This window comes from Flavobacterium sp. 9 (assembly GCF_002754195.1).
Lineage (GTDB): Bacteria > Bacteroidota > Bacteroidia > Flavobacteriales > Flavobacteriaceae > Flavobacterium.
Map to the genome: position 1 here is coordinate 3,214,910 of NZ_PEEU01000001.1, position 23,886 is coordinate 3,238,795.

Consider the following 23,886-nt stretch of genomic DNA (forward strand, 5'->3'; position numbering starts at 1 on the left):
ACCAATTTTAAAACCGAGCTTTTATCAAAGTTTCTTACAGTCTTGGTTTTAAATTTTGTCAAGATTTTAGCTTTTTGAAAAAATAATTACAAACTCAAAATTAACTCATAATCAGTAAGTTTTGGTTCTGAAGTTTCGGGATGGAGCTTAAAATTTGAAATTTTTTCACTTTTGTTGTAACCTCAATTTAAAAGCTGTCGTCATATGGAGTATCAATCAATTAATTAAAAAATATATCATTATGGGAGGACCAGGCATTTTAGTACCAATTAGTATGTTTCTGATGATTTTCGGAATTGTTTATCTAATTTTTTCAACAAGAAACAGAGAGCGTTTAGCGCTTATAGAAAAAGGAGTTGACGCAAGTATTTTTCTTAAAGGAGCAGGAAAAGGATTTTCGGCATGGAAAATATTTGTGGTAAACTTTGCCTTTTTATTGATAGGAAGCGGTGTTGGAATATTTCTCGCTTTATTAATCACAACTTATACTTCACTAAATGATGGAGCAGTTTATCCGTCAATTATTTTTATTATGGCCGGAGTAGGTCTTTTGGCCGGATTTAGAACTGCAAAAGATTTAGATAAAGAAGAATAAAAAACTTTTGTATTAGTGTCTTAATAATAACGTATCAGGAAAATAATATTCCCGATACGTTTTTTTGTTTTTATGACTTTGAACCGATGGTTTCATAATAAACGTCTATAGAAAGATTTTTCTGCATAGAAGCCATAACAGCCAATTCATCACAACGTTCGTTTTGCGGATGATTGTTGTGACCTTTAATCCATTTAAAATCGACTTGGTGTTTGCGATATATGATTAAAAAGCGTTTCCATAAATCAGGATTTTTTTTGCCGGTATATCCTTTTTTCTCCCAGCCAAAAACCCATTTTTTTACAACAGAATCGATGACGTATTTAGAATCGGAAACCACTAAAACTTTCATGTTTGGTTTTTTTAGCTTTTCTAAACCCACAATTACAGCCAGAAGCTCCATTCTATTATTGGTAGTTAATCGAAAACCTTCGTAGAATTCTTTTTTATGAGGTGTTCCTACCAATTCCATTACTACACCGTAACCGCCATTTCCGGGATTTCCTTTTGCAGCGCCATCAGTATATATATGTACTTCGTGATTCATTTATTTTATTATTTACCATATAAGTAATATAAGTCCATTTAATTTTTGCGACTTACTGTTTTACCATGTAAGTGATATAAGTTCATTTAATGTAAACACCTTATATTTTCTAAAATTTAAACGATGTAAATTTTTACAAATCCAACTTATATATTCTTATATGACTTATATGGTTTAATTTTTTTGTGTTTTATTCTTCTAATAGTCTCGAGATAATTTCAGGAAAATACTTTTGTTCCAGTTCATGAATCTTTTCGGCCACTGTTTCTGCGGTATCTTCAGCTGTTAGGGCTGTATTTTTCTGGAAAATAATAGCGCCTTCATCATAATTTTCATTTACAAAATGAATGGAAATTCCAGTTTCTTTTTCTTTATTCTCGACTACAGCTCTGTGTATGTGCATTCCGTACATTCCTTTACCGCCATAATTTGGTAAAAGCGCCGGATGGATGTTTATTATTTTATTAGGATAATTCTCGATTATATTCTCTGGGAATTTCAATAAGAAACCTGCAAGAACTATCAGATCCGGGTCGATTTCTTGTATTTTTTGTAATACATTTCGTTCTAAAAGTTCGTTTTTTGAGAAGATTTCAACTGGAATTTGATGATTTTTTGCTCTTTCGATAACTTTTGCCGAAGCATTATTCGTAAAAACAGAAACGACTCTTGCAATTTTACTTTTTGCAAAATATTTTATGATGTTTTCAGCATTAGTTCCTGATCCTGAGGCAAAAACAATAATTTTTTTCATAATCGAATTTAGTTTGAGAATGCAAAAAACGGAATAAAAATCGAAAATAAATAGTATTAAAAAGTCTTTCTTGAAATTAATTTTATAAATTAGTGTTACATTTATAAACTAAATCGTGGTTTTAAAATAAAGTTTTTTATTTTTGCCAACAAATTAAATTCTAAAATTAAAGATTATGTCAGACATTGCATCAAGAGTAAAAGCGATTATCGTAGACAAATTAGGTGTTGACGAAAACGAAGTTGTAACAGAAGCAAGCTTCACTAATGATTTGGGAGCTGACTCATTAGACACTGTTGAGCTTATTATGGAATTCGAAAAAGAATTTGATATTCAAATTCCAGACGATCAAGCAGAAAACATTGCTACTGTTGGTCAAGCTATTTCTTATATCGAGGAAGCTAAAAAATAATAATACCGCACCCGATTTTTATATTGTATAAGTCGGGTGTTATTATTTTTTTAAATTAAAATTTCGATTGATTTTCAATCACAAAGATATATTTATATTGTAATGCCCATGGCTCTTAAGTAACAATACTGTTAAGAAAGCGTGGGTTTTATTTGTTTAAAGTACAAAATACATATTTTATGACGTTAAAGCGAGTTGTTGTAACAGGATTAGGTGCTCTTACTCCGATTGGGAATAATATCCAGGATTACTGGGACGCACTTGTGAATGGGGTAAGCGGAGCCGCTCCTATCACGTATTATGATACAGAAAAGCATAAAACGAAATTTGCCTGCGAAGTAAAAAACTTCAACATTGAAGATTACATGGATCGTAAGGAATCTCGTAGATTAGATAAATTCGCTCAATATGCTGTTGCTGCAAGTGATGAAGCTATCAAAGATGCCGGACTTACTGATGATAATATCGACAAAACAAGAGTTGGTGTTATTTGGGGAGCTGGAATTGGAGGTTTAGAAACTTTTCAGGAAGAAGTAATTTATTATGCTAAAGGTGACGGAACTCCTAAATTCAATCCGTTTTTTATTCCTAAAATGATTGCCGATATTGCACCAGCACACATTTCGATGCGTAATGGTTATATGGGACCAAATTATACTACTGTTTCTGCATGTGCATCTTCTGCAAATGCTTTAATTGATGCTTTCAACTACATTCGTTTAGGAATGTGTGATGTTATTGTATCAGGTGGATCTGAAGCAGCGATTACAATTGCAGGTATGGGAGGTTTTAATTCTATGCACGCTTTATCTACAAGAAACGAAAGCCCGGAAACAGCTTCAAGACCTTTTGATGCAACCAGAGATGGTTTTGTATTAGGAGAAGGAGCAGGAGCTTTAGTTCTTGAAGAATACGAACATGCTAAAGCCAGAGGCGCAAAAATTTATTGCGAAATTGGTGGAGGTGGAATGTCATCTGATGCGTACCACTTAACGGCACCACATCCGGAAGGAATTGGAGTTATTGCAGTTATGAAAAACACATTGAGAGACGCTGGAATGAATCCTGAAGATGTTGATCATATCAATACACACGGAACTTCTACTCCGTTAGGAGATGTTGCCGAATTAAAAGCGATCAGTGCTGTTTTTGGTGAACATGCAAAAAACATCAATATCAATTCAACAAAATCAATGACAGGACACTTACTTGGTGCTGCCGGAGCTATTGAAGCAATTGCTTCTATCTTAGCAATGCAACACAGTGTTGTTCCTCCAACTATTAATCATACAGTAGTGGATGAAAACATTGATTCGTCATTGAATCTTACCTTAAACAAACCTCAAAAAAGAGAAGTAAATGTTGCTATGAGTAACACTTTTGGTTTTGGTGGACACAATGCTTGTGTATTGTTTAAAAAATTAGTTGACTAATTTCTGTATATGAATTTTATCAAAAAAATATTTTCTAAATCCCGTTCTCTAGAAGACGGGATTTTTTTTGACACTATTCAGAAAATACTTGGATTTGAGCCGGGAACAATCGATTTTTATAAGAAAGCTTTTACGCATCGTTCTTCAAATAAATTAGACGAATCCGGACACCCAATAAATTACGAACGATTAGAATTTTTAGGAGACGCTATGTTAAGTGCCGTAATTGCAGCACATTTATTTAATAAAGCACCAAATGGCGACGAAGGATATTTGACCAAAATGAGATCAAAGATTGTGAGTCGCGAACATTTAAATGAATTAGGTAAAGATTTAAATCTGGTTCGATTTGTAGAAAGCAAAGTGCCAATTCAGCATTTTGGAGAAAATATTCATGGTAATATTTTTGAATCACTTATAGGTGCAATTTATTTAGACAAGGGATACTCGTTTTGCGAAAGATTTATTCAAAAAAGAGTTGTTACTCCATATGTCGATATTGCACGACTAGAGGGAAAAGTTATTAGTTATAAAAGTTTGGTTATCGAATGGTGTCAGAAAGAAAAGAGAGTCTTTCATTATGACATTTTTGAAGATAATGGTATTGATGGTCAACGCTTATTTGGAGTTAAATTAAGTATAGACGACAAAGTAATCGCAAGAGCGCGAGCAACTTCAAAAAAGAAAGCAGAAGAGAAAGCATCACAAAGAGCTTATTTTGCATTTCAGGAAAAAATAGATAAGAAATAACGACAAAATTGTCGCAACTTTCTTAATGCTATAACGTTTTCGTTTATAAATTAACAAAAACATACACGTCATAACTATTGATGCTTCGATAGAAATAGTATATTTACACCTTGATTTTTCATGATATGGCTATTCATAGATTGGATTTAGACGAATTTGACGAAATTGATTATTATTTAATGGCAATTCATACTTCATTAGAAGATTATAGATTGGCCTATTTTATCAATAAAAACCTTCCGATAAACCTAAGTAAGAGCAAGAACGAGATCCACGCTCAAACAAAAGAAGGTGAGGCAAATTTTTCGAGATTCTATTATTATGATTCCGAAAAGGCAATTTCATGGAATTTAATTCAGAATAAGAATGAAATCATTTCTGTGAGTAAGAATGATCTTCAAGATTTGTTTTCCAATGAAACAAGTGAGGTTTCGACAACAATTCATTTACTTCCTGAATTCAAAAAAGTAGATTTTTTCCTGAAAATAGAAAATAGTGAAGAGACTATTGATTTTTCAGAAATTCAACAACAATTAAATACCATCGATAGTATTGCGGCAATTTATGCTGTAGATACCAACAAAATAAAATCAAAAAACAATCTAATTTTTTAAAAAAAATGTTAACAAACAAGAAAACCAAAATTGTTGCTACACTTGGGCCTGCATGTAGTACGAGAGAGATTATCAAGGATATGATCGATGCAGGTGTTAATGTGTTTAGAATCAATTTTTCGCATGCAGATTACGAAGGTGTAAAGGATAAAATTAATATTATTAGAGGTCTAAACGAAGAGTTTGGTTATACAACTGCAATCCTTGGAGATTTGCAAGGACCAAAACTTAGAGTTGGTGTGATGGAAGAAGGAACTGTTGTTCATGATGGAGATTTAATCACATTTACAACTGCAGAAGATATTTTAGGAACAGCTTCAAAAGTGTTCATGAAATATCAAAATTTTCCAAATGATGTTAACCCTGGAGAGCGTATTTTGCTTGATGACGGTAAATTGATTTTCGAAATTATTTCTACTGATAAAAAGACTGAAGTTGTTGCTAAAGTAATTCAAGGTGGAGAGTTAAAATCTAAAAAAGGAGTTAACTTACCAAATACTAAAATTTCTTTACCAGCTTTAACTGAAAAAGATATTGCTGATGCAATTTTTGCAATTGAGCAAAAAGTAGACTGGATCGCACTTTCGTTTGTAAAAACACCTCGCGATTTACAAGATCTACAAGAATTGATCGCTAAGCATTCAGAATATAAAATTCCAATTGTTGCTAAAATTGAAATGCCGGAAGCTCTTGAGAACATGGATAAAATTGTAGCATATTGTGACGCTTTAATGGTAGCTCGTGGAGATTTAGGAGTTGAACTTCCTGCACATGAAGTACCATTGGTTCAAAAAGATTTGATCCGTAGAGCAAAAACAGCTAGAATTCCTGTTATCGTTGCAACGCAAATGATGGAAACAATGATTACTAGTTTAACTCCAACAAGAGCAGAAGTAAATGACGTTGCAAACTCTGTAATGGATGGAGCTGATGCTGTAATGTTATCTGGAGAAACTGCTACAGGAAATTATCCGGTACAGGTTATTCAAAAAATGACTCAAATTTGTGAGGCTGTTGAGGATTCAGAATTAATTCATGTTCCACAAAATACTCCACAAATCAAAACTAAACGTTTTATTACTAAAACAGTTTGTCATCAGGCAGCTTTATTAGCAAATGAAATCAAAGCTAAAGCAATTTGTACTTTAACAAATAGTGGTTATACAGCTTTCCAAATTTCAGCTTGGAGACCATCAGCGCATATTTTAGTATTTACTTCAAACAGAAGAATCTTAACACAATTGAATTTATTATGGGGAGTAAAATCATACTTCTATGATAAAGACGAAAGTACAGACGATACTGTAACTGATGTTAACGAAATTGCAAGAGAAAAAGGATATGTTGTAAAAGGAGATTATTTGATTAACCTTGCTGCAATGCCAATTAAAGATAAAGGAATGGTTAATACCATGAGAGTTTCTGAAATAGAATAATTTTTCTTTTTAAAATTATACAAAAGCCATTCGATATCGAATGGCTTTTTTTTTGCTCAAAATTATTTCATTATAAAATTTTATAACTCATTATAATAAGATTTGTTTCTTATTCATTTCTATTTTTAGATAATACTCCTTTCTATTTAATATTTCTGTTTTTTGATTTTTCGATGTTTCATTTTATAAAATGAAACGTAATCAAATGAAAAAATGCAGTTATCATGTTTCATTTTATAAAATGAAACAATGTCAAGCCTTATAAATGCTATTGTTAGGTTTTTTATTAGCTATTTTTGAGATAGTTAACTAAAAGTTAAGAAAATTCCTGTTTCAAATTCCCCCCTCAATTAGTGATGTTTTTAAATTGAAACATTCCATTAAAAGTGAAATAAATTTTCTTTTCTAAGACTTAAGAAAGCCATTTTTGGTTCTCGTACTATAGATGTTAAAAAAAGAATTATTAACAAATTTTATTACCATGAAACAAAGTAAATTTAAAATTGGGATTCGGAATTTGATGATGCTATCTGCATTGGCTTGTTTTTCAATAACGCAAGCACAGAACACTAAAAAGCCAAATGTTTTGATACTTTGGGGAGATGACATTGGTACTACCAATATAAGTGCTTATAGCGATGGCTTGATGGGATATACAACTCCTAATATTGATCGTTTAGCAAATGAAGGATTACGTTTTTTACAGTATTATGGAGAACAAAGCTGTACAGCAGGTCGTGCTGCTTTAGTTACTGGGCAACATGGTATTCGTACCGGATTGACTAAAGTAGGATATCCTGGAGCACCAATGGGTATGAGTCAGTTAGATCCTTCTATTGGTGGTATCATGAAAAATCTGGGTTACGCTACAGGTCAATTTGGTAAAAATCACTTGGGAGATCGTAATGAAAATTTACCTACTGTAAATGGATTTGATGAGTTTTTTGGAAACTTATATCATTTAAATGCTGAAGAAGAGCCAGAATTGCCTGATTACCCTAAAGATCCGGCATATTTAGCAAAATTTGGACCTAGAGGAGTCTTAAAATGTACAGCAACAAGTACAGATGATGGAACTGTTGATCCTCGCTTTGGAAAAATTGGTAAACAAAAAATTGAAGATACCGGGGCTCTTACTAAAAAAAGAATGGAGACTGTAGATGACGAAACATCTGCTGCTGCAATCGATTTTATTAAAAGACAAAATTCAGCTGGAAAACCTTTCTTCGTTTGGTTTAATGCAACCCGTATGCACCTTCGTACGCACGTAAGAGCAGAACATAGAGGAAGATATACTCATGGAGATAGTGAGTATATAGATGGTATGATTGAACATGACGAAACTATAGGAAGTATTTTAAAAGCACTAGATGAATTAGGAATTGCTGACAATACAATTGTAGTGTATTCTACAGATAATGGACCTCACATGAATACATGGCCTGACGGTGCGATGACTCCTTTCCGTTCTGAGAAAAATACCAACTGGGAAGGTGCTTTCCGTGTACCTTGTATTGTACGTTGGCCAGGACATATTAAACCAGGACAAGTTACAAATGAAATAATGTCTCACAATGACTGGATGCCAACCTTGGCTTCTATTGCAGGAGAACCAGATTTGACAAAAAAACTATTAACAGGTTATGCTGCTAATGGAAAAAACTATAAAGTTCATCTTGATGGTTTTGATCAATCAGCGTTTTTAGAAGGGAAAACCCCAAAAAGTGCAAGAGATAAATTCTTTTACTCTGATGATGACGGATTGCTTGTAGGGATGCGTCAAGGGGATTATAAATATGTTTATGCAGAACAACGAAGAGAAGGAACTTTAGGAGTTTGGGCAGAACCGTTTACTAAATTGAGATTGCAAAAAATATTTAATATAATGCAAGATCCATTTGAGAGAGCAGATATTACCTCAAATACTTTTTATGATTGGCAGCTAAATCATATCCCATTAGTTTACGGAAATACTGATGAAGTAGTAAAGTTTGCTATGACTTTTGAGGAGTTTCCACCTCGTTCTATTCCACCAAGTTTCTCTGCATACACTATTATGGATGAGGTATTGGCAGATATCAAATTGAAAAAAGCATTAAAAGCGGATACTAAACCTGCAAAGAAAAAATAAAAATAGTATAGAGAATAATAAAGCTTGAGTTACCCCATAACTCAAGCTTTATAATAACTTAAAAAATCAATATCATGTATAAGAAAATATATATATTACCCCTGTTTTTATTATTATTGGGGTCGTGCAAAAAATCAGATACCCTTACTACAACAACAGACCCAAAAGACAGTACTACTGCAGTTGCAACAAGCGGAGAACCGTTGCCAAGCTGGAATGATGGAGCTTTAAAGAAAGAGATCATTGCTTATGTTACAAAAGTCACTAAAGAAGGAACTCCTGATTTTATTCCGGTTGAAGACAGAATTGCGACTTTTGATAATGACGGAACACTCTGGGCAGAAAAACCATATGTTCAGGAATTATTTGCTTTTTACAGAGTTAAAAAACTAGTTACAGCAAATCCGGCTTTAGCTCAAAAACAACCTTTTAAAGCGGTAGTCGAAAAAGATAAAACCTATTTTGAAAAAGGAGGAGATAAAGCTTTAATCGAATTGGTTGCTGCAACGCATACTGGTTTAACTGAGGATGAGTTCGAAGCTGATGCAAAAGAGTTTTTTGCAGGCGCTCAATATCCGGGCAAAAATGTTCCTTTAAAACAAATTAGATATCAGCCACAATTAGAGTTATTGAATTATTTACGTGCAAACGGTTTCAAAACTTTTATTGTTACTGGCGGAACAGTAGAATTGGTTCGTGCCATTTCGCAGGATTTTTATGGTATTCCAAAAGATCAGGTTGTGGGTACATCTTTCAAATATACATTTGATGATGCAGCTAATAGTATAAAAAGAGAACCAGCTTTGGATCATTTTAATGATAAAGAAGGAAAACCTGTTGGTATACAGTTGCATATAGGTCAAAGACCTGTTTTTGCTTGCGGGAACGAAGGCGGAGCTGGTGATCTTGCCATGCTAAGATATTCTCAGGGAAACAAATATCCTTCGTTTCAAATGATTGTCAATCACAATGACTCTATTAGAGAATATAGCTATCAGGAAAAAGACAATTTATCCTTGAATACCGCTGCTAAATACAAGTATCATATAATCAGTATGAAAGACGACTGGAAAAAGATTTTCCCAGATAAATAATTAGGAACTAATCAGAATTAAAAGGGAACAACTTTTACAAGTTGAAGGTTGTTTCGTTTTAATTTTAAAACTGGTTAAAAAAGAATTCAAATGAGAAGAGCACCAATTCTGAGAATTTCAGTACCTCTTTAAAAGAAAGAAAATATTTACTTTTTGTTTTTCGCAGTCATTAAAGTAGTATTTTTATCGTTAAAATAATTTTATCTTTTTTGGAGATAAAATTTTAAAATAAAATATTATGAAAAATACAAGATTTTATGTTGTTCCAAGGTTGTTGTTTAGTACAGCTTTTTTTCTTTTAAATTTTGCAGTTTTTGCTCAGGAAGCAGCTCCAAAACCAGGATCAAGCGCTCAGGAATTAGCAGATAAACTAGCAAATCCGGTAGCAAGTTTGATAAGTGTACCCTTGCAAAATAATCTTACTTATGGTATTGGGCCTTATAATGGATCGAAATACACTATAAACATACAACCCGTAATTCCGTTTAAATTAACCGATAATCTAAATCTAATTACGCGTTATATTCTACCAGTTGTTGATCAACGAGATATTACAGGCGAAAACACCAATCAGTTTGGGTTAAGTGATGCAACCGTAACAGCTTTTTTTGCACCTAAAACTAAAGGAATTATTTTAGGATTTGGACCGGCATTTTTGGTACCAACCGCTACCGATAAACTTTTAGGGACAGAGAAATTTGGAGTTGGACCAAGTGCTTTAGTGATGCATCAGGGAAAAGGGCTTTCAGTAGGTTTTATTGCCAATCAAATTTGGTCTGGAGTTGCTACATTTACTGGGACATAAATTTTAAGACTGTTTAAATAAAAATAAATATCTTAGAATTATGAAAAAACGAGTTTACAGTGCTGAGTTTAAATCATCAGCAGTACGATTAAGTTACGAGCGAGAAAACATCAAAGAATTAGCAGATGAACTAGGCGTCCAGGTAGAGCGTATTTATAAATGGAGGTCTTCTCAAAAAACATTTACTAATCTACAACCAATTATTTCTAAAAAGACAGAGATAGATTCTTTAGAAGTAAAACAATTACGAAAAGCCCTTAAAGAAAAAGAATTAGAGCTTGAGATATTAAAAAAGGCCGTTCACATCTTTTCCAAGAGCGATGGGAAATCTACCAATTTATAGTCAGCTATAAACATTTATATCCTATTGAAAAGATGTGCAGCGTTTTAAAAGTAAGCCGAAGTAGTTATTATAGATGGTTCAGTGGCGGTCCTTCTAATAGATTTATAGAAAATAGTCTATTTACAGATTTAATAAAAGAAGTTTTTGATCTAAGCAGTCAAACTTACGGAAGTCCCAGAATAGCGGAACAGCTAAAAAGAAAAGGATATAAAATATCCAAAAGGAAAGTTGCTAAATTGATGCTTCTTAATGGCTGGAGAAGTAAACTTAAAAGACGCTTTAAAGTAACCACAGATTCTAATCATCGATATCCAGTGTGCAGTAATCATCTCAATAGAAATTTTACACCAAAATCACTTAATGAGGTTTGGGTGTCTGATATAACCTATATAAGAACAGCTGCCGGCTGGTTATATCTTACTACTATTATTGATTTATATGACAGGCAGGTTATAGGATGGTCATTAAGCACACGAATGTATACCGATCAAACGATTATTCCAGCTTGGAAAATGGCAGTATCAAAAAGAGAAATAACAGAATCTTTACTTTTTCATTCAGATAGAGGAATACAATATGCTTCGATAGAATTCAGAAAATTGATTAATAAAAATACTTTAATCACTCAAAGTATGAGTAGAAAAGCTAATTGTTGGGATAATGCTGTAGCTGAAAGTTTTTTCAAGACCCTTAAAGCAGAACTTATCTATCAGCATAAATTCACAACCATTGAAGAAGCTAAATTAGCAGTCTTTGAATATATAGAAGTATGGTATAATAGAAAACGTCTGCATTCTTCTTTGGGATATAAAACACCTAAAGAAATGGAACTAGAATTTTATAAAATAGAAAGTGTAGCATAGGTCTTAGAAAATTTGTCCGACTTTTTGTTGCAAGTCCAATTGAAAGGAACGCCGGATGTAGCACAAAAGCTTCAGAAACAATTTACGTTTACTGTTCCGGACGGAATTAAAATTGCACCGCCAATAACAATTCCGGAATTTACACCAAAAGCACCAATAGCCGGAGAGATTTTCGATAAAGTCGAAGAAGTAATCAATTCTTATCCTGACACAAATCCTAAAGCAAAAGAATATCGGGAAAAAGCCATTGCGGTTAGTAAATATGCTAAAGCAGATGACAAAGCCAAAGCACATATAGATGAAGTGATTAAAACAAAGGCAATTCCAGCATTTTTGGCTGGAGCAAAAGGCTTTGGTACACAAAAAGGAGGCTGGTCAGTAACGTATGTTGCCGGAAAATTTGGCGATGATATTATGGCCAGAGACATTATCAATTATGGAGGTTTATGGGCAAATCAAATTCAGGAAGCGATTTATTTTATTGGACTTACAGATAGTAATAAACAACCATTAAATGGTGATAAAGTTTATGAAATTAAGTTTCCAAAAGATCAATTACCAGATTTAGCAGTCAATGCATTTTGGTCCGTAACCTTATATAGTGTTCCGGATTACAGAGTTGTTGATAATAAACTAAAAAGATACAATTTGAATAATGTTTCGAATTTAAAGAAAAACCCTGATGGTTCTTTGAGTATTTGGCTGGCTTCGTCATTGCCTAAAGACGCGCCTCAAAGCAATTGGTTACCAACTCCTGCAGGCAAAGGTTTTTCTTTAAACCTACGTTTGTATGTTTCGAAAAAAGAAGTTCTGGACGGAAAATGGTTTCCTGCTCCAATCGAAGAAAAGAAGTAACTACATATTGTAATTAAAGAGAAAAAAATAAAAGTAAAATGAAAAAATCACTTATAATATTGTTCACCTTTTTACTGCTTGTAAGTTGTAAAAAAGAAGAGACTACTAAAGAAACATCTCAGGATAATTTGGTATCCGGAGACACCACGACTGTTAGAAAAGGCGTTCCTGCCGGACCAATGGCAAATACGATATTGACAGATGAATATGTTAAACATATTGGTACTTTGGCTTATTTATGGGGCTGGCCAATGACAAACATTCATAACAGGAAAGTAATGTTTGATAAACTTCCCGGGCCATTATATAAAGGTGGAGTTGTGCCATTGAGCCCGCCGAATCAATTGTGTATGCTTACTGATTATATAAAGCCAGGTGAAAAAGATGTCACTTGTCCAAATCAGGATGTAGTTTATGGTTTTGGTTTAACCGATTTTTCAAAAGGTGATGCATTAGTAATTCAGGTACCGGATTTTGGAGATCGTTTTTGGGTGTATCAAGTATGTAATCAACGTACAGATGGTTATGCTTCTTTAGGAAAAATGTACGGAACAAAACCCGGATTTTATTTGCTAGCAGGATCAAAATGGAATGGGAAAGTTCCAGACGGAATTACTGCTGTATTTAAATGTGATACTGATTTGGGAGTTGTAATTCCGCGAGTTTTTCAAACCGATGATCCAGTTGATAAAAAAGCAGTTCAACCCATTATTCAAAAAATATTAATGTATTCTTTGAGTGAGTTTGATGGAAAAGTAAAAACAAAAGACTGGACAAAAATTCCTGTTTTACCGGCAGAAGCGAGCACAAGTAACGAAGAAACGAAATGGGTTAAACCAGAAGTGTTTTTTGATGAATTGCCGATTATCTTAAAAGAGGTTCCGCCTTTACCCGGTGAAGAAGCTATTTATGGACAAATTCAATCTGTTCTTGCGGCGGCTGCAAAAGATCCTAAAATTAAAAATGTATTAAAACAAGCAGCAATAGAAGCAGATCAAAAGTTAATTAATCCTTTGTTTCAATTCTCAAATGTTGGTTATCGTCTTAAAGACAATTGGACAACTCAAGGAAACGGAGCACAATTTGGCTTAGATTATCTAACAAGAACGGCTTGCGCAAAGGCTAATATTTTTGTGAATAAACCTAACGAAACCAAGTATTTCTATCTGGACAACGATGCTGCCGGAACAAGACTGCAAGGTAATAGTAAATACACCATAACTTTTGCAAAAGGAGAAATCCCGCCCGTAAATGGTTTTTGGTCACTTACATTATACAATCAATATCATTTCTTTTCGCCTAATTCAATCAATCGATTTTCGTTAGGAACTAAGAATAAAGATTTAAAATATAATCCTGATGGATCGTTGACTCTTTATGTTCAAAATACAGAACCAGAGAAAGACAAAGTAAGCAATTGGCTGCCTTCGCCTAAAGAAACATTCTCTTTATATATTAGATGTTATGGGCCGGAAGATCGAGTAATAAAAGGGAATTGGTTGCCTCCGGCAGTTTTAAAAGCAAAGTAAAAATTTGTTTTGATTCAGGTTCTTTGGCAAAAGAATTCATATAAAATTTTCAATGACGTTTCAATAATAATTTAAGCAATTAAAAACTAATTTGATTGATCAATGAAGAGAACCAATAGTTATAAAACCCTGTTTATTACAATTGTATTGACTCTTTTTTGCGGTGCTGAAATACATGCTCAAAAAATGGCGCAAAATGTAGCAGCTTGGGTTGGTTACGAAATGTATTTGCCTTTTAAAGAAGACGGAAGATGGGGTTTATTGTTAGAAGGATATTCTAAAGGCAATGATTTTGTATCAGAACTTCAGGGATCTTTTTATCGTGTAGGAGCCAACTATTATCTTAAAAACGGAAATCGTTTTGGAGCAGGAGTAGCCTATCAATGGGATTTGCCTTATGATGAGGTTTCATTGCCTTATAACAATCCGGATTACAGGATATATGAGCAATTTATTTGGCGTATTGTCAAAAAAGAAGGAAACGAAGTTTGGTCACAACGCTTTAGAATGGAGCAACGCTGGCTAGGTCGAAAAGACGATCCAAATAGTACAAGCGATCATTTTGATTATTACAAATTCGAAAATACGTTTCGATATCAGGTTCGTTATCAATATTGGTTTAAACCGAGATGGGCGGCTGTTATTTATGATGAACTTCATATTAGAACCAATGCAGCAAGTAACGATGAAAATTATCTGGATCAAAACAGATTGTATTTAGGTGGAGCTTATAGTCTGGATAAGAGAAGAGAAATTAGAATGGAATTGGGTTATATGAATCAGATCTTTTTTAAATCGCCTGATACAGAAAGTGGTTTAAGCCGAATGAATCATACAATCCGAATTACATTAACGACAGATTTGCCTTTTAAAAGAAAAGAAAATTAAAAGTTATGACTGACGAATCTAAAGATAATATCGAAGACAGATTTGATCCTGCACTATCAAAAGCACATCGTTTTGATCAGGGTGTTGCGGTTAGAAAAGTTACGCCTCGTTCAGTCCATCAGGAATGGAATCCGGCAGAAAATCGCGAAGATCCAATCGAAATTTTAATTAAAACGAGTATTGGAAGAATCGAAAGTTTATTGCCAATTCGATACACCCGAATGATGGAATCGCCTTTTGCATTCTTTAGAGGATCTGCAGCAATTATGGCAGCAGATTTAGCACAAACGCCTAATACAGGAATTGATCTTCAGCTTTGTGGCGATTGTCATTTAATGAATTTTGGAGGTTTTGCAACGCCGGAACGTAAACTGGTCTTTGATATTAATGATTTTGATGAAACATTTCCGGGACCTTGGGAATGGGATGTAAAACGACTTGCAGCCAGTTTTGTAATTGCCGGAAGATGGAAAAAATTTACGAATAAAGTTTGTAAAGAATTTGCGTGGAATGTTGCGGACAGTTACAAAAGGCATATGCTGGAATACAGCAAATTATCGGCATTACAGATTTGGTATGCTGATATTGATCTTGCCGAATTGATCGAAAGAGGTGAAGACGAAGAGATAAAATCATTTCAGCAAAAACGGATAAAAAAAGCAGCAGAATATACTGCGCACGAAAAAGAGTTTGCAAAAATGACTTATCAGGAAGGTTCACGTGCCCGAATAAAAGATGATCCGCCTTTGATATATCACCCAGCAGGAGAAGAAGGAAAACGAATTTTAAAAGAAGCTGAAACTATCCATAAGCGTTATCTCGAAACGTTGTCTGATGAGAAAAAAGTCCTTTTAAGTAGATATACTTTGCATGATTTGGCAATAAAAGTGGTAGGCGTAGGAAGCGTGGGAACACTTTGCGGAATTAGTTTATTAATGTCGGCTACAGGCGAACCTATTTTTTTACAGTTTAAAGAAGCAAGACAAAGCGTGTTAGAACCTAATGTAAAAGTCAAAGGAAAATACAGTCATCAAGGCGAAAGAATTGTGATGGGACAAAAACTGATGCAATCAGCATCGGATATGTTTTTGGGTTGGACAAACGATGATCATGGTAAATTCTTTTACATACGTCAATTGCGTGATGCCAAAGTAAAACCTGTTCTTGAGATTATGAAGGCTAAAAACATGGCAGATTATGCAAAAGCCTGCGGATGGGCACTTGCAAGAGCACACGCTCGTACAGGAGATCCATCTGTTTTGTCTGGATACATCGGGAAAAGTAATGAATTTGCTAATGCGATTTCGAGATTTTCTATTTCGTATGCCAATCAAAATGAATCAGATTACAATAGAATGTTAGAAGCAATAAAAGAAGGAAGATTGCCTATTTCATCGGAAGTCTAACTTTTCATTAATTATTTAAAATAGAATATATGGGTAAAAAGTTTTTGTTTTTGATGGGCTTTGTGATCCTTACAATCACAGTAAAAGGCCAGACACAGCGTATAGATTCTACGGCTGTTTTTCTATTACATCGGGCTGGCGAAACTTTGCAGGATATAAAGTCTTGCAGTTTTACAGCCATTACAACTTATGATGTTCCAAATGAAAGTTTAGGGCTCATAAAACATGCGATAACAGACAAAGTCGCGATTAAATTTCCTGATAAAATGAAGGTTACTTCTGCAGGAGATAAAGGAAATCGAGGTTTATGGTACAACGGAAAAAAACTTAATTATTATTCCTTCGATAATAATACCTACGGTTTTACTGCTGCTCCCGGTTCTGTAATTGAAACGATCGATGAGGTAAGCAAAAAGTTCGGAATTGAATTTCCTGGTGCCGATTTTTTCTATCCAACGTTTTTGCAGGATCTTATTTCAGAACAAGGCAATTTGATCTTTCTGGGAAAAACGATAGTCGACGGACGTGAGTGTTTTCACATTGCAGGAAGTGATAAAACAAAAAGTTATCAGTTCTGGATAGGAAGCGATGATCTTTTTCTGCCTGTAAAACTTGTAATTATTTATACCACTGACAAAGACAAACCACAATATGAAGCGCTTTATAAAGACTGGACCATAAATAATGATTATCCGGATTCAATGTTTGAATTTACGACGCCACCAAAAGCTGCAAAAGTGAAGTTAGCGCCTAGAGAAAGCACAAAATAATCGTATAAACTCCATAGTTATGAAATTATATCAATCCAAAAATAAAATCTCAATCATAATTACTGCATTCTTTGCATTACTACTTATGATTCCAGAAGATGCAACAGCACAGCGTTTTGGGCATTTTACACCAATACGCCCTATGCCGATGCCACGACCAATGCCAACGCCGCGACCAATGCCAATGCCAACGCCTCGTCCGTTGCCACCACCGGGACCAAGACCAATTCCGCCAAGACCGTTGCCGCCACCGCCGCATCCATATCCAAGACCATATCCGGTGCCATTTCACCCTTATCCGGTGCCATATCCATACATCTATCATCCGTTTGTACCTTATTATTGGGGACCAACATGGTATCCTATAGGATTTTTTGCTGCAACATTAACGACAGCCGCAATTGTAATTTCAGTCGAAAATAATCAATACAATTACGACGATGGTGTTTACTATGTAAAAGAATCCAGTGGCTATAAAGTTGTACCGGCACCACTTGGAGCAACAATTTCAGAATTGCCAAAAGGATATGTGACAATTAATGTTTCAGGAACAGAATACTATTATTATGGAGGAGCTTATTATGCAAAAGATTCCAGTAAATATAAAGTAGTAAATGCCCCTGTTGGAGCAGTTGTTTCACATCTTCCTGAAGGAGCCGAAGAAAAAACTATTGACGGTCAAAAATACATGATTTATAATAATGTGTATTATCAGCCAATTTCTAAAGACGGACAAGATAGTTATGTTGTCGTTCAGGGAAAATAGAAATTAAAAAAAATCAGAATGGATTGTTTCTTTCGAAATAAACCGTTCTGATAAATAAGTAAGAATTTTATCTACTTTGTTATGTTAATTAAATAAAATAATTTATCTTTGAGTGTGTGGTAAGGTATTGTAATATAAGAAGTTGCAATAATTTAACACTTGTTTAATCTTACTCGCCATTCGGATAATATTTATTCAAGATTTTATAATTCCTAGTTAAACTAATTTAATCATTAATTTAAAATTACCACAAAATGAATATTAAAAGAAAGAATCTTCGCATTATTCCAATGTTATTATTGGGTCTTTTTTACAGTTGTTCTCCAACCGTAAAAGTTACAAGTGATTATGACCATGCTGCTAACTTTAGCGAATATAAAACTTTTGCATTTTATGATTTAAAGGCGCAAGAAGGTCAGATAAATCAATTAAATGTTGATCGAATTACCAAAGCAATCCGTGCTGAACTTACTAGTAAAGGGTTTACCGAAACTACTCTTAATCCGGATTTAAAAGTAAATGCAGTATCTATTTTAAAAAATAAAACATCAGTATCATCAAGCACTGATTTCTATGGTTATGGCGGAATGTATCGTCCATACGGATATTGGGGTGGCGGTGGCGCTATGATGGGAGGAGCAAATACAACATTTAATACTTATGATTATGTTGATGGCTCTCTCGTAATTGATATTGTGTCTTCAAAAACGCAAAAACTAATATGGCAAGGAATCGGTAATGCCGAAATTGATAGCAAACCAGATAATCCTGAAGAGTTTATTGCTGCTTCAATCAAAAAAATACTTGCAGGTTTCCCTCCGGGATTGGCAAAAAAATAAGACTATAATGGCTTAAAAATTTAAGATACTATACTTATCAAACCCCTGATAAGTATAGTACTTGATAAGTTGACGATTGACTTCTTTTTTAAATCTACTTTAAAAAAAGAAAAGGAATATTTTTAATAAATCAAGCTTAAAACTCATGATCGATATAGTACTCTCAATTTTCTTTTTTATTGCAACAATAGTTGGTTTTGCAACATCGTTTATGGTTCTGTTTTCGAAAAAAAACTATTCAAAAAGTTTTTTTCTGGGACTGTTTCTCTTTAGTCTTGCGGTTGTAAGTATTTATAATTTTTACTTATCAGCTACTGTTTTTAAGAATTTTCCCGATCTGTTTATGATCACAAAATCATTTGTTTTTTTAGTGGCACCTTCTGCTTTCTTATATGTTCGAAGCATATTGTTTTCAGACAAAATGTTTAGAAAATATGACTGGCTGCATTTTTTACCTTTCATGGTGTACTTTAGTTTGACCGTTTTTGTATGGGCAGGAAATTCTCTTGGGATTGAAGCTGTTCATTATATTTCGGATAAAATAAACAGTCCTTTTTCGATGCTAAGTTTAACGGTTTGGCTGTCGTATGCTTTTTGCCAGACAATGATGATTTTAAACTACGATTTAAAAAGCATTAAAGAAAATCACTTTAACAGAATAAAGATTTTAAGTTGGATCAGAGTATATAATTTGATGATCTTGTTTTTGTTTTCGGCGCTTTTTGTACACTATTTTTTGGTTAGTAAAGTAGATACTATTGATTTATCATGTTATGTTTTAATTTCGGCAGTGCTTGTTTTTACAGTAGGCTGGCTTTATTTTAAACCTCAGATTTTTTACGATACAGACGAAGCAGAAGATCATAAATATGATTTTGCTCAAGATGATTTGGTAATAGATAAAACGTGTGAAACTAAAAACATATTACCAATTATAAAAGAAATAACTATAGAAAAAAAAGAACTATATCTGGAAAAATTAGAAAGCATTTTTGTTTCAAAAGAGCTCTTTTTGAAAAAAGATTTAGTGATTCGTGATATCTCTGATGAAACCGGAATCTCGGTTCATCATCTTTCAAATTTAATCAATTCAGAATTTAATCTTCATTTTCAGGATTACGTAAATCTAAAAAGGATCGAATATTTTAAAGAAAAAATAAACGATCCGGAATGGAAGGATTTATCTTTAGAAGGCATGGCGTGGGGCTCTGGATTTAAGTCCAGAACAACTTGTTTTAGAGCCTTTATAAAACATACCGGAAAATCGCCTTCTGAATACTTCAAAGTAATTAGGTTTAATCCTGAGAAAACAAATACCTATTATTTTAAACCAACTTCAAATTAAAAAAGAAGTTTGTAAAAAGTAGTTGTGTAATCTCATTAATGTTTAAAATAACAACTATGAAAACAAAATTTAATCAAAGACAAGAAACAAAATTCATACTTGTCTTAGCGCTTTTGTTTATTTATTTGACTGGTAATGCTCAACTTAAAGGCGGTCACATACTTGGCGCTATGGGATTGCAATCAGGAACACAAACACCTGAAAACACTTTAAGTGTTTATGTACCCGGATATTTTTATAGCGCATCATCACTAAGAAATGCCGACGGAGATAAATCAATCGCAAATCCGGATCTTAATATGTTTATCACAGGAGTTGGTGCAACGTATGTAAGCGACTTCAAAATTTTGGGAGCCAATTATGGAGCAACAGTTTTGCTTGCATTTGCATCCAATAGAATTCAGGGAAATACTCTAGATTCAAAAAGTCCTTTTGCCTTAACGGATACTTACATCGTACCGGTTCAATTGGGCTGGCATAATAAAAGAGCCGATTTTGTTTTTAGCTACCAAATGTATTTACCAACGGGAAAATTTGAGGTTGGAGCTTCGGACAATAGCGGTTTAGGAATGTTTATGAATGAGTTTTCGGCTGGAACAACTTTGTTTTTTAATAACAAGAAAACCTTTCATTTTTCGGCTTTAGCTTCTTATGAAATAAACGGAAAAAAGAAAGATACTGATATTAAAACCGGAGATCTTTTCAGTTTAGAAGGAGGTTTAGGAAAAACATTCTACACAATGAATGCCGAGAAAACAGCTCCAAAAGGAATATTGAACGCAGGATTAATTTATTATTTGCAATATAAAGTAACAAACGATCAGATTCCGGTGCCAATATTTGATACAATCGAAACAGACAAAGACAGGGTTGGAGGAATTGGAGCCGAGATTAATTACTATCATATTGGCTGTAGTACTTCGGCAGGATTTAGATGGATCGCTGAGGTTGAGGCAATAAATAGATTTCAGGGAAATACATTTTTCTTAACGTTGGCGCACGTATTCAGTTTCAAGAAAAAGTAGTTTAAATAGATTTTCTGCATTTTTTAGTTGACGTTTTTAATAGTGCAGTTATTTCTAAAGTTGTTTAAAAGGCAAATAAATATTCAGTTTCTACTATGAAAAGCACAACTCACATGCGTAAAATTGCCCTTATAAATCTTTTTCTGATCTTATCATTTTCGACAATGATGGGACAAAAACCACATATTAGCGTAAAAGATTCTCTCGATGGAGCATTCGATTTAAGCGATTACATTATTTATGCACACGGTTTTATTGTTGTTCCAACCTTAATAACTGAACCAGCTTTAGGCGGAATTGGCGGTGCAATTGTACCTATTTTTCTAAAAAAACACGCTCCGGTTATTGATGAAAACGGAAAAAAACGATTTATAGATCCTGATATTACCGGAGCGATGGGAATGTACAGCGGAAATAAAAGTTGGGTTGCAGGAGCATTTCGCGCAGGAAGTTTTATAAAATCAAAAATAATGTATCGCGTAGGAGCGGGTTACGGAAATGTAAACATGTCTTTCTACGAAAATATGCCCAGTGGAGATGATAAAGAAATCGACCTTAATTTTCAATCTTTCGTGTTTTATACGCGGGTTATGAAACAGTTTAGAAACGCAAAATGGAGCGCCGGACCACAATATTTTTTATTGGATTCTAAGATTAATTTTCCCGATTTAAATGACCTTCCTTCGTTTGCAAATCTCAAAGATATTAAGAGTACAGTGAGTCAGTTAGGAGGCGCGCTTCAGTTTGACGGACGTGACAATATATTTACACCAGATAAAGGAATGCGTTTTCAGGCAGATTTCTTTTGGTCAGATAATTCAATAGGAAGCGATTATGACGCCTGGAGAGTAAATTTATCAGCAATAGGATATTATCCTTTAACTAAAAAATTAATTGGCGGACTTAGGATAGAAGGGGAGGAAGCGTTTGGAAGTCCGCCATTTTATCTTCGACCAGGAATTAATTTAAGAGGAGTTCCGGCAGCAAGATATCAGGGAAAAACAAGTATTGTAACAGAAGCCGAGTTAAGATGGGACGTATACAGAAGATGGAGCGTAATGGGCTATGGCGGTCTTGCAAGTGCTTTTAACGATTGGGATAAAGCTTTTGCCAAACCAGTAGTTTACAGCTACGGAACGGGTTTTAGATACTTACTGGCTCGAAAATTTAAACTGAGAATGGGTGTCGACGTTGCCAAAGGTCCAGAAGAATGGGCGTATTACGTAGTTTTTGGCAGTAACTGGTTGCGATAATACATACAATTATTAGTACTAAATATATAAAGAAATTGGTTAGTTAGATTTTCTGGGTAAAGCCTCGATAGCGTTGTCTATCGGGGCTTTACGGGTTTATAGACATTATAAGAATAAATATTAAGAAAATATTAACTGTTTTGCTTCACACAAATTATTTATTATTTAATTGTTTTGTAACAAAAAGTAAATTACAACTACTAATTTATCAAATCTTTAAATAATCATTATGAATACATTTTCATTCAAATCAGTACTTGCGGCTTCTGTTTTTTTTGCTGGAGCAACAGGCTGTTTTGCACAGGACATTTTAGTTAATTCACTAAAAGCGAATGCAAGCGAAAAAAGTAAAGAAGCTTTTAAATTCACAGAGCAAATTAATCTGGGAACAACTTCTGTAAAAACACAGGGATCTTCTGGAACTTGCTGGAGTTATTCGACAAATTCTTTTTTAGAGTCAGAAATGATTCGTTTAGGAAAACAACCAGTTGAATTGTCACAAATTTATTCGGCTAGAAATGTTTATGTAGAAAAAGGGGTAAATTATGTTCGTATGCACGGAGCAGTTACTTTAGGTGACGGTGGAGCTTTGCATGATGTAATTAATATGTATAAAAAATACGGAACCGTTCCTAGAGAAGTTTATACAGGATTAAACTACGGAACAGACAAAAATAAATTTGGCGAAATGTCAGCTCTTATCGAAGGAGTTTTGGCTGCTGTTGTAAAAAATCCAAATGGAGAATTGACTCCAAACTGGCAAAAAGCTTATGCTGCAGTTATCGATTCTTATTTAGGAAAAGTGCCGGAAAACTTTACATACAAAGGAAAAAACTATACGCCACAAACTTTTGCTAAAGAAGTAGTAGGAATCAATCCTGATGAATATATCGAAATGTCATCATTTACAACTTCTCCATATTACCAAAAAACAACTATGATGGTGCCGGACAACTGGTCATTTGATCAGGTTTACAATGTAAAAGTAAATGACATGACAGATGTTATTGACAATGCATTGAAAAAAGGATACACTGTAGCTTGGGCAACTGACGTAAGTGAAAAAAGCTTTAGCTGGAAAAATGGTGTAGCTTATGTACCAACAAAGAAATTTGATGATATGACTGCTGAAGAAAAAGCAGACATGTTCAACGGACCAAAAGCAGAACCAGAAATCACTCCGGAAATGCGTCAGGCAGCGTTTGATAACTACGCAACGACAGACGATCACGGAATGCACATTATTGGTCTTGCTAAAGATCAAACCGGAAAAGAATATTACATCGTAAAAAATTCTTGGGGAGAAACAAACGACTACAAAGGTTTCTTGTTTGTAACCAAAAATTTCGTGAAATATAAAACTACTGCCTTAATGGTAAACAAAGGCGGAATTCCAACTGAAATCGCTAAGAAATTAGGAGTTTAATTTTATT

Annotated in this window: 24 protein-coding genes; 22 read left to right on the forward strand and 2 right to left on the reverse strand. The window is 34.0% G+C overall.

Annotated elements, in window-relative coordinates; all coding sequences use genetic code 11:
• The first annotated feature begins 241 nt into the window (after nucleotides 1–241).
• Nucleotides 242–595 carry a DUF6249 domain-containing protein gene (locus CLU81_RS13215; RefSeq protein ID WP_199174567.1) on the forward strand — a complete coding sequence of 118 codons (354 nt, stop codon included), beginning with the start codon at nucleotides 242–244 and terminating at the stop codon, nucleotides 593–595.
• Between the two features lie 70 nt (nucleotides 596–665).
• Here CLU81_RS13215 and rnhA read toward each other — a convergent pair whose 3' ends face one another.
• Both rnhA and purN read right to left on the reverse strand, forming a co-directional pair.
• Nucleotides 666–1,142, reverse strand: a complete 477-nt coding sequence (gene rnhA / locus CLU81_RS13220) for a ribonuclease HI (RefSeq protein ID WP_099710243.1) — start codon at nucleotides 1,140–1,142, stop codon at nucleotides 666–668.
• 190 nt (nucleotides 1,143–1,332) lie between these two features.
• The gene (gene purN, locus CLU81_RS13225) at nucleotides 1,333–1,896 is read right to left on the reverse strand and encodes a phosphoribosylglycinamide formyltransferase (protein ID WP_099710244.1); all 564 of its coding nucleotides are present in this window, start codon (nucleotides 1,894–1,896) and stop codon (nucleotides 1,333–1,335) included.
• A gap of 175 nt (nucleotides 1,897–2,071) precedes the next feature.
• On the opposite strand from purN, the gene CLU81_RS13230 reads away from it, so the two are divergent.
• The 21 genes from CLU81_RS13230 to CLU81_RS13330 all read left to right on the forward strand — a co-directional run bounded on the left by CLU81_RS13230 (nucleotide 2,072) and on the right by CLU81_RS13330 (nucleotide 23,879).
• Complete coding sequence (locus CLU81_RS13230; RefSeq protein WP_007137004.1) at nucleotides 2,072–2,308, forward strand: acyl carrier protein; 237 nt, start codon at nucleotides 2,072–2,074, stop codon at nucleotides 2,306–2,308.
• Between the two features lie 179 nt (nucleotides 2,309–2,487).
• Entirely contained in the window at nucleotides 2,488–3,741 is a 1,254-nt protein-coding gene (gene fabF / locus CLU81_RS13235) for a beta-ketoacyl-ACP synthase II (protein ID WP_099710245.1), read from the forward strand.
• A gap of 9 nt (nucleotides 3,742–3,750) precedes the next feature.
• Nucleotides 3,751–4,491 carry a ribonuclease III gene (rnc, locus tag CLU81_RS13240; protein ID WP_099710246.1) on the forward strand — a complete coding sequence of 247 codons (741 nt, stop codon included), beginning with the start codon at nucleotides 3,751–3,753 and terminating at the stop codon, nucleotides 4,489–4,491.
• Nucleotides 4,492–4,616: 125 nt separating this feature from the next.
• Nucleotides 4,617–5,105 carry an IPExxxVDY family protein gene (locus tag CLU81_RS13245; RefSeq protein ID WP_099710247.1) on the forward strand — a complete coding sequence of 163 codons (489 nt, stop codon included), beginning with the start codon at nucleotides 4,617–4,619 and terminating at the stop codon, nucleotides 5,103–5,105.
• Between the two features lie 5 nt (nucleotides 5,106–5,110).
• Nucleotides 5,111–6,541, forward strand: coding sequence for a pyruvate kinase (pyk, locus tag CLU81_RS13250; protein WP_099710248.1), 1,431 nt, complete (start codon nucleotides 5,111–5,113; stop codon nucleotides 6,539–6,541).
• Nucleotides 6,542–7,022: 481 nt separating this feature from the next.
• Nucleotides 7,023–8,672: an arylsulfatase gene (locus CLU81_RS13255; RefSeq protein WP_099712756.1), complete on the forward strand. Its 1,650-nt coding sequence runs from the start codon at nucleotides 7,023–7,025 to the stop codon at nucleotides 8,670–8,672.
• A gap of 74 nt (nucleotides 8,673–8,746) precedes the next feature.
• Nucleotides 8,747–9,766: an HAD family phosphatase gene (locus tag CLU81_RS13260; protein ID WP_099710249.1), complete on the forward strand. Its 1,020-nt coding sequence runs from the start codon at nucleotides 8,747–8,749 to the stop codon at nucleotides 9,764–9,766.
• 238 nt (nucleotides 9,767–10,004) lie between these two features.
• Nucleotides 10,005–10,571, forward strand: a complete 567-nt coding sequence (locus CLU81_RS13265) for a hypothetical protein (protein ID WP_233209704.1) — start codon at nucleotides 10,005–10,007, stop codon at nucleotides 10,569–10,571.
• 40 nt (nucleotides 10,572–10,611) lie between these two features.
• Entirely contained in the window at nucleotides 10,612–10,914 is a 303-nt protein-coding gene (locus CLU81_RS13270) for a transposase (RefSeq protein WP_099707978.1), read from the forward strand.
• Nucleotides 10,911–11,777 (forward strand): IS3 family transposase, encoded by an 867-nt coding sequence (locus tag CLU81_RS13275; RefSeq protein ID WP_233209776.1) that lies wholly within the window; start codon nucleotides 10,911–10,913, stop codon nucleotides 11,775–11,777. The genes CLU81_RS13270 and CLU81_RS13275 overlap by 4 nt, the downstream gene beginning before the upstream one ends.
• Nucleotides 11,778–11,801: 24 nt before the next feature.
• A complete protein-coding gene (locus CLU81_RS13280) occupies nucleotides 11,802–12,632 on the forward strand; it encodes a DUF1214 domain-containing protein (RefSeq protein ID WP_144444503.1) in 831 nt (276 codons plus the stop codon).
• A gap of 38 nt (nucleotides 12,633–12,670) precedes the next feature.
• Nucleotides 12,671–14,161 carry a DUF1254 domain-containing protein gene (locus CLU81_RS13285; protein WP_099710251.1) on the forward strand — a complete coding sequence of 497 codons (1,491 nt, stop codon included), beginning with the start codon at nucleotides 12,671–12,673 and terminating at the stop codon, nucleotides 14,159–14,161.
• 102 nt (nucleotides 14,162–14,263) lie between these two features.
• Nucleotides 14,264–15,049 (forward strand): DUF2490 domain-containing protein, encoded by a 786-nt coding sequence (locus tag CLU81_RS13290; RefSeq protein ID WP_099710252.1) that lies wholly within the window; start codon nucleotides 14,264–14,266, stop codon nucleotides 15,047–15,049.
• A gap of 5 nt (nucleotides 15,050–15,054) precedes the next feature.
• On the forward strand, nucleotides 15,055–16,455 hold the full coding sequence (locus tag CLU81_RS13295) for a DUF2252 domain-containing protein (protein ID WP_099710253.1): 1,401 nt from the start codon (nucleotides 15,055–15,057) through the stop codon (nucleotides 16,453–16,455).
• Between the two features lie 29 nt (nucleotides 16,456–16,484).
• Nucleotides 16,485–17,225 (forward strand): DUF2092 domain-containing protein, encoded by a 741-nt coding sequence (locus CLU81_RS13300; protein ID WP_099710254.1) that lies wholly within the window; start codon nucleotides 16,485–16,487, stop codon nucleotides 17,223–17,225.
• Between the two features lie 19 nt (nucleotides 17,226–17,244).
• Nucleotides 17,245–17,991 (forward strand): DUF6515 family protein, encoded by a 747-nt coding sequence (locus tag CLU81_RS26650; protein ID WP_144444504.1) that lies wholly within the window; start codon nucleotides 17,245–17,247, stop codon nucleotides 17,989–17,991.
• Nucleotides 17,992–18,245: 254 nt separating this feature from the next.
• Nucleotides 18,246–18,830 carry a DUF4136 domain-containing protein gene (locus CLU81_RS13310; RefSeq protein ID WP_099710255.1) on the forward strand — a complete coding sequence of 195 codons (585 nt, stop codon included), beginning with the start codon at nucleotides 18,246–18,248 and terminating at the stop codon, nucleotides 18,828–18,830.
• A gap of 145 nt (nucleotides 18,831–18,975) precedes the next feature.
• Nucleotides 18,976–20,175 (forward strand): AraC family transcriptional regulator, encoded by a 1,200-nt coding sequence (locus CLU81_RS13315; RefSeq protein WP_099710256.1) that lies wholly within the window; start codon nucleotides 18,976–18,978, stop codon nucleotides 20,173–20,175.
• A 56-nt stretch (nucleotides 20,176–20,231) separates the two neighbouring features.
• Nucleotides 20,232–21,200 (forward strand): transporter, encoded by a 969-nt coding sequence (locus CLU81_RS13320; protein WP_158235332.1) that lies wholly within the window; start codon nucleotides 20,232–20,234, stop codon nucleotides 21,198–21,200.
• Between the two features lie 95 nt (nucleotides 21,201–21,295).
• A complete protein-coding gene (locus tag CLU81_RS13325; RefSeq protein WP_099710258.1) occupies nucleotides 21,296–22,453 on the forward strand; it encodes a BamA/TamA family outer membrane protein in 1,158 nt (385 codons plus the stop codon).
• Nucleotides 22,454–22,682: 229 nt separating this feature from the next.
• Nucleotides 22,683–23,879, forward strand: a complete 1,197-nt coding sequence (locus CLU81_RS13330; RefSeq protein WP_099710259.1) for an aminopeptidase C — start codon at nucleotides 22,683–22,685, stop codon at nucleotides 23,877–23,879.
• Nucleotides 23,880–23,886: the final 7 nt, after the last annotated feature.

Bases quoted from the DNA above. Each gene is read 5' to 3' on its own strand.
- CLU81_RS13265 (WP_233209704.1), top strand. From the start codon at position 10,005: ATGAAAAATACAAGATTTTATGTTGTTCCAAGGTTGTTGTTTAGTACA.
- CLU81_RS26650 (WP_144444504.1), top strand. From the start codon at position 17,245: ATGAAATTATATCAATCCAAAAATAAAATCTCAATCATAATTACTGCA.
- fabF (WP_099710245.1), top strand. From the start codon at position 2,488: ATGACGTTAAAGCGAGTTGTTGTAACAGGATTAGGTGCTCTTACTCCG.
- CLU81_RS13315 (WP_099710256.1), top strand. From the start codon at position 18,976: ATGATCGATATAGTACTCTCAATTTTCTTTTTTATTGCAACAATAGTT.
- CLU81_RS13325 (WP_099710258.1), top strand. From the start codon at position 21,296: ATGAAAAGCACAACTCACATGCGTAAAATTGCCCTTATAAATCTTTTT.
- CLU81_RS13245 (WP_099710247.1), top strand. From the start codon at position 4,617: ATGGCTATTCATAGATTGGATTTAGACGAATTTGACGAAATTGATTAT.
- CLU81_RS13320 (WP_158235332.1), top strand. From the start codon at position 20,232: ATGAAAACAAAATTTAATCAAAGACAAGAAACAAAATTCATACTTGTC.
- CLU81_RS13230 (WP_007137004.1), top strand. From the start codon at position 2,072: ATGTCAGACATTGCATCAAGAGTAAAAGCGATTATCGTAGACAAATTA.
- pyk (WP_099710248.1), top strand. From the start codon at position 5,111: ATGTTAACAAACAAGAAAACCAAAATTGTTGCTACACTTGGGCCTGCA.
- CLU81_RS13290 (WP_099710252.1), top strand. From the start codon at position 14,264: ATGAAGAGAACCAATAGTTATAAAACCCTGTTTATTACAATTGTATTG.
- rnc (WP_099710246.1), top strand. From the start codon at position 3,751: ATGAATTTTATCAAAAAAATATTTTCTAAATCCCGTTCTCTAGAAGAC.
- CLU81_RS13300 (WP_099710254.1), top strand. From the start codon at position 16,485: ATGGGTAAAAAGTTTTTGTTTTTGATGGGCTTTGTGATCCTTACAATC.
- purN (WP_099710244.1), bottom strand. From the start codon at position 1,896: ATGAAAAAAATTATTGTTTTTGCCTCAGGATCAGGAACTAATGCTGAA.
- CLU81_RS13215 (WP_199174567.1), top strand. From the start codon at position 242: ATGGGAGGACCAGGCATTTTAGTACCAATTAGTATGTTTCTGATGATT.
- CLU81_RS13255 (WP_099712756.1), top strand. From the start codon at position 7,023: ATGAAACAAAGTAAATTTAAAATTGGGATTCGGAATTTGATGATGCTA.
- CLU81_RS13295 (WP_099710253.1), top strand. From the start codon at position 15,055: ATGACTGACGAATCTAAAGATAATATCGAAGACAGATTTGATCCTGCA.
- CLU81_RS13330 (WP_099710259.1), top strand. From the start codon at position 22,683: ATGAATACATTTTCATTCAAATCAGTACTTGCGGCTTCTGTTTTTTTT.
- CLU81_RS13310 (WP_099710255.1), top strand. From the start codon at position 18,246: ATGAATATTAAAAGAAAGAATCTTCGCATTATTCCAATGTTATTATTG.
- CLU81_RS13285 (WP_099710251.1), top strand. From the start codon at position 12,671: ATGAAAAAATCACTTATAATATTGTTCACCTTTTTACTGCTTGTAAGT.
- rnhA (WP_099710243.1), bottom strand. From the start codon at position 1,142: ATGAATCACGAAGTACATATATATACTGATGGCGCTGCAAAAGGAAAT.
- CLU81_RS13260 (WP_099710249.1), top strand. From the start codon at position 8,747: ATGTATAAGAAAATATATATATTACCCCTGTTTTTATTATTATTGGGG.
- CLU81_RS13270 (WP_099707978.1), top strand. From the start codon at position 10,612: ATGAAAAAACGAGTTTACAGTGCTGAGTTTAAATCATCAGCAGTACGA.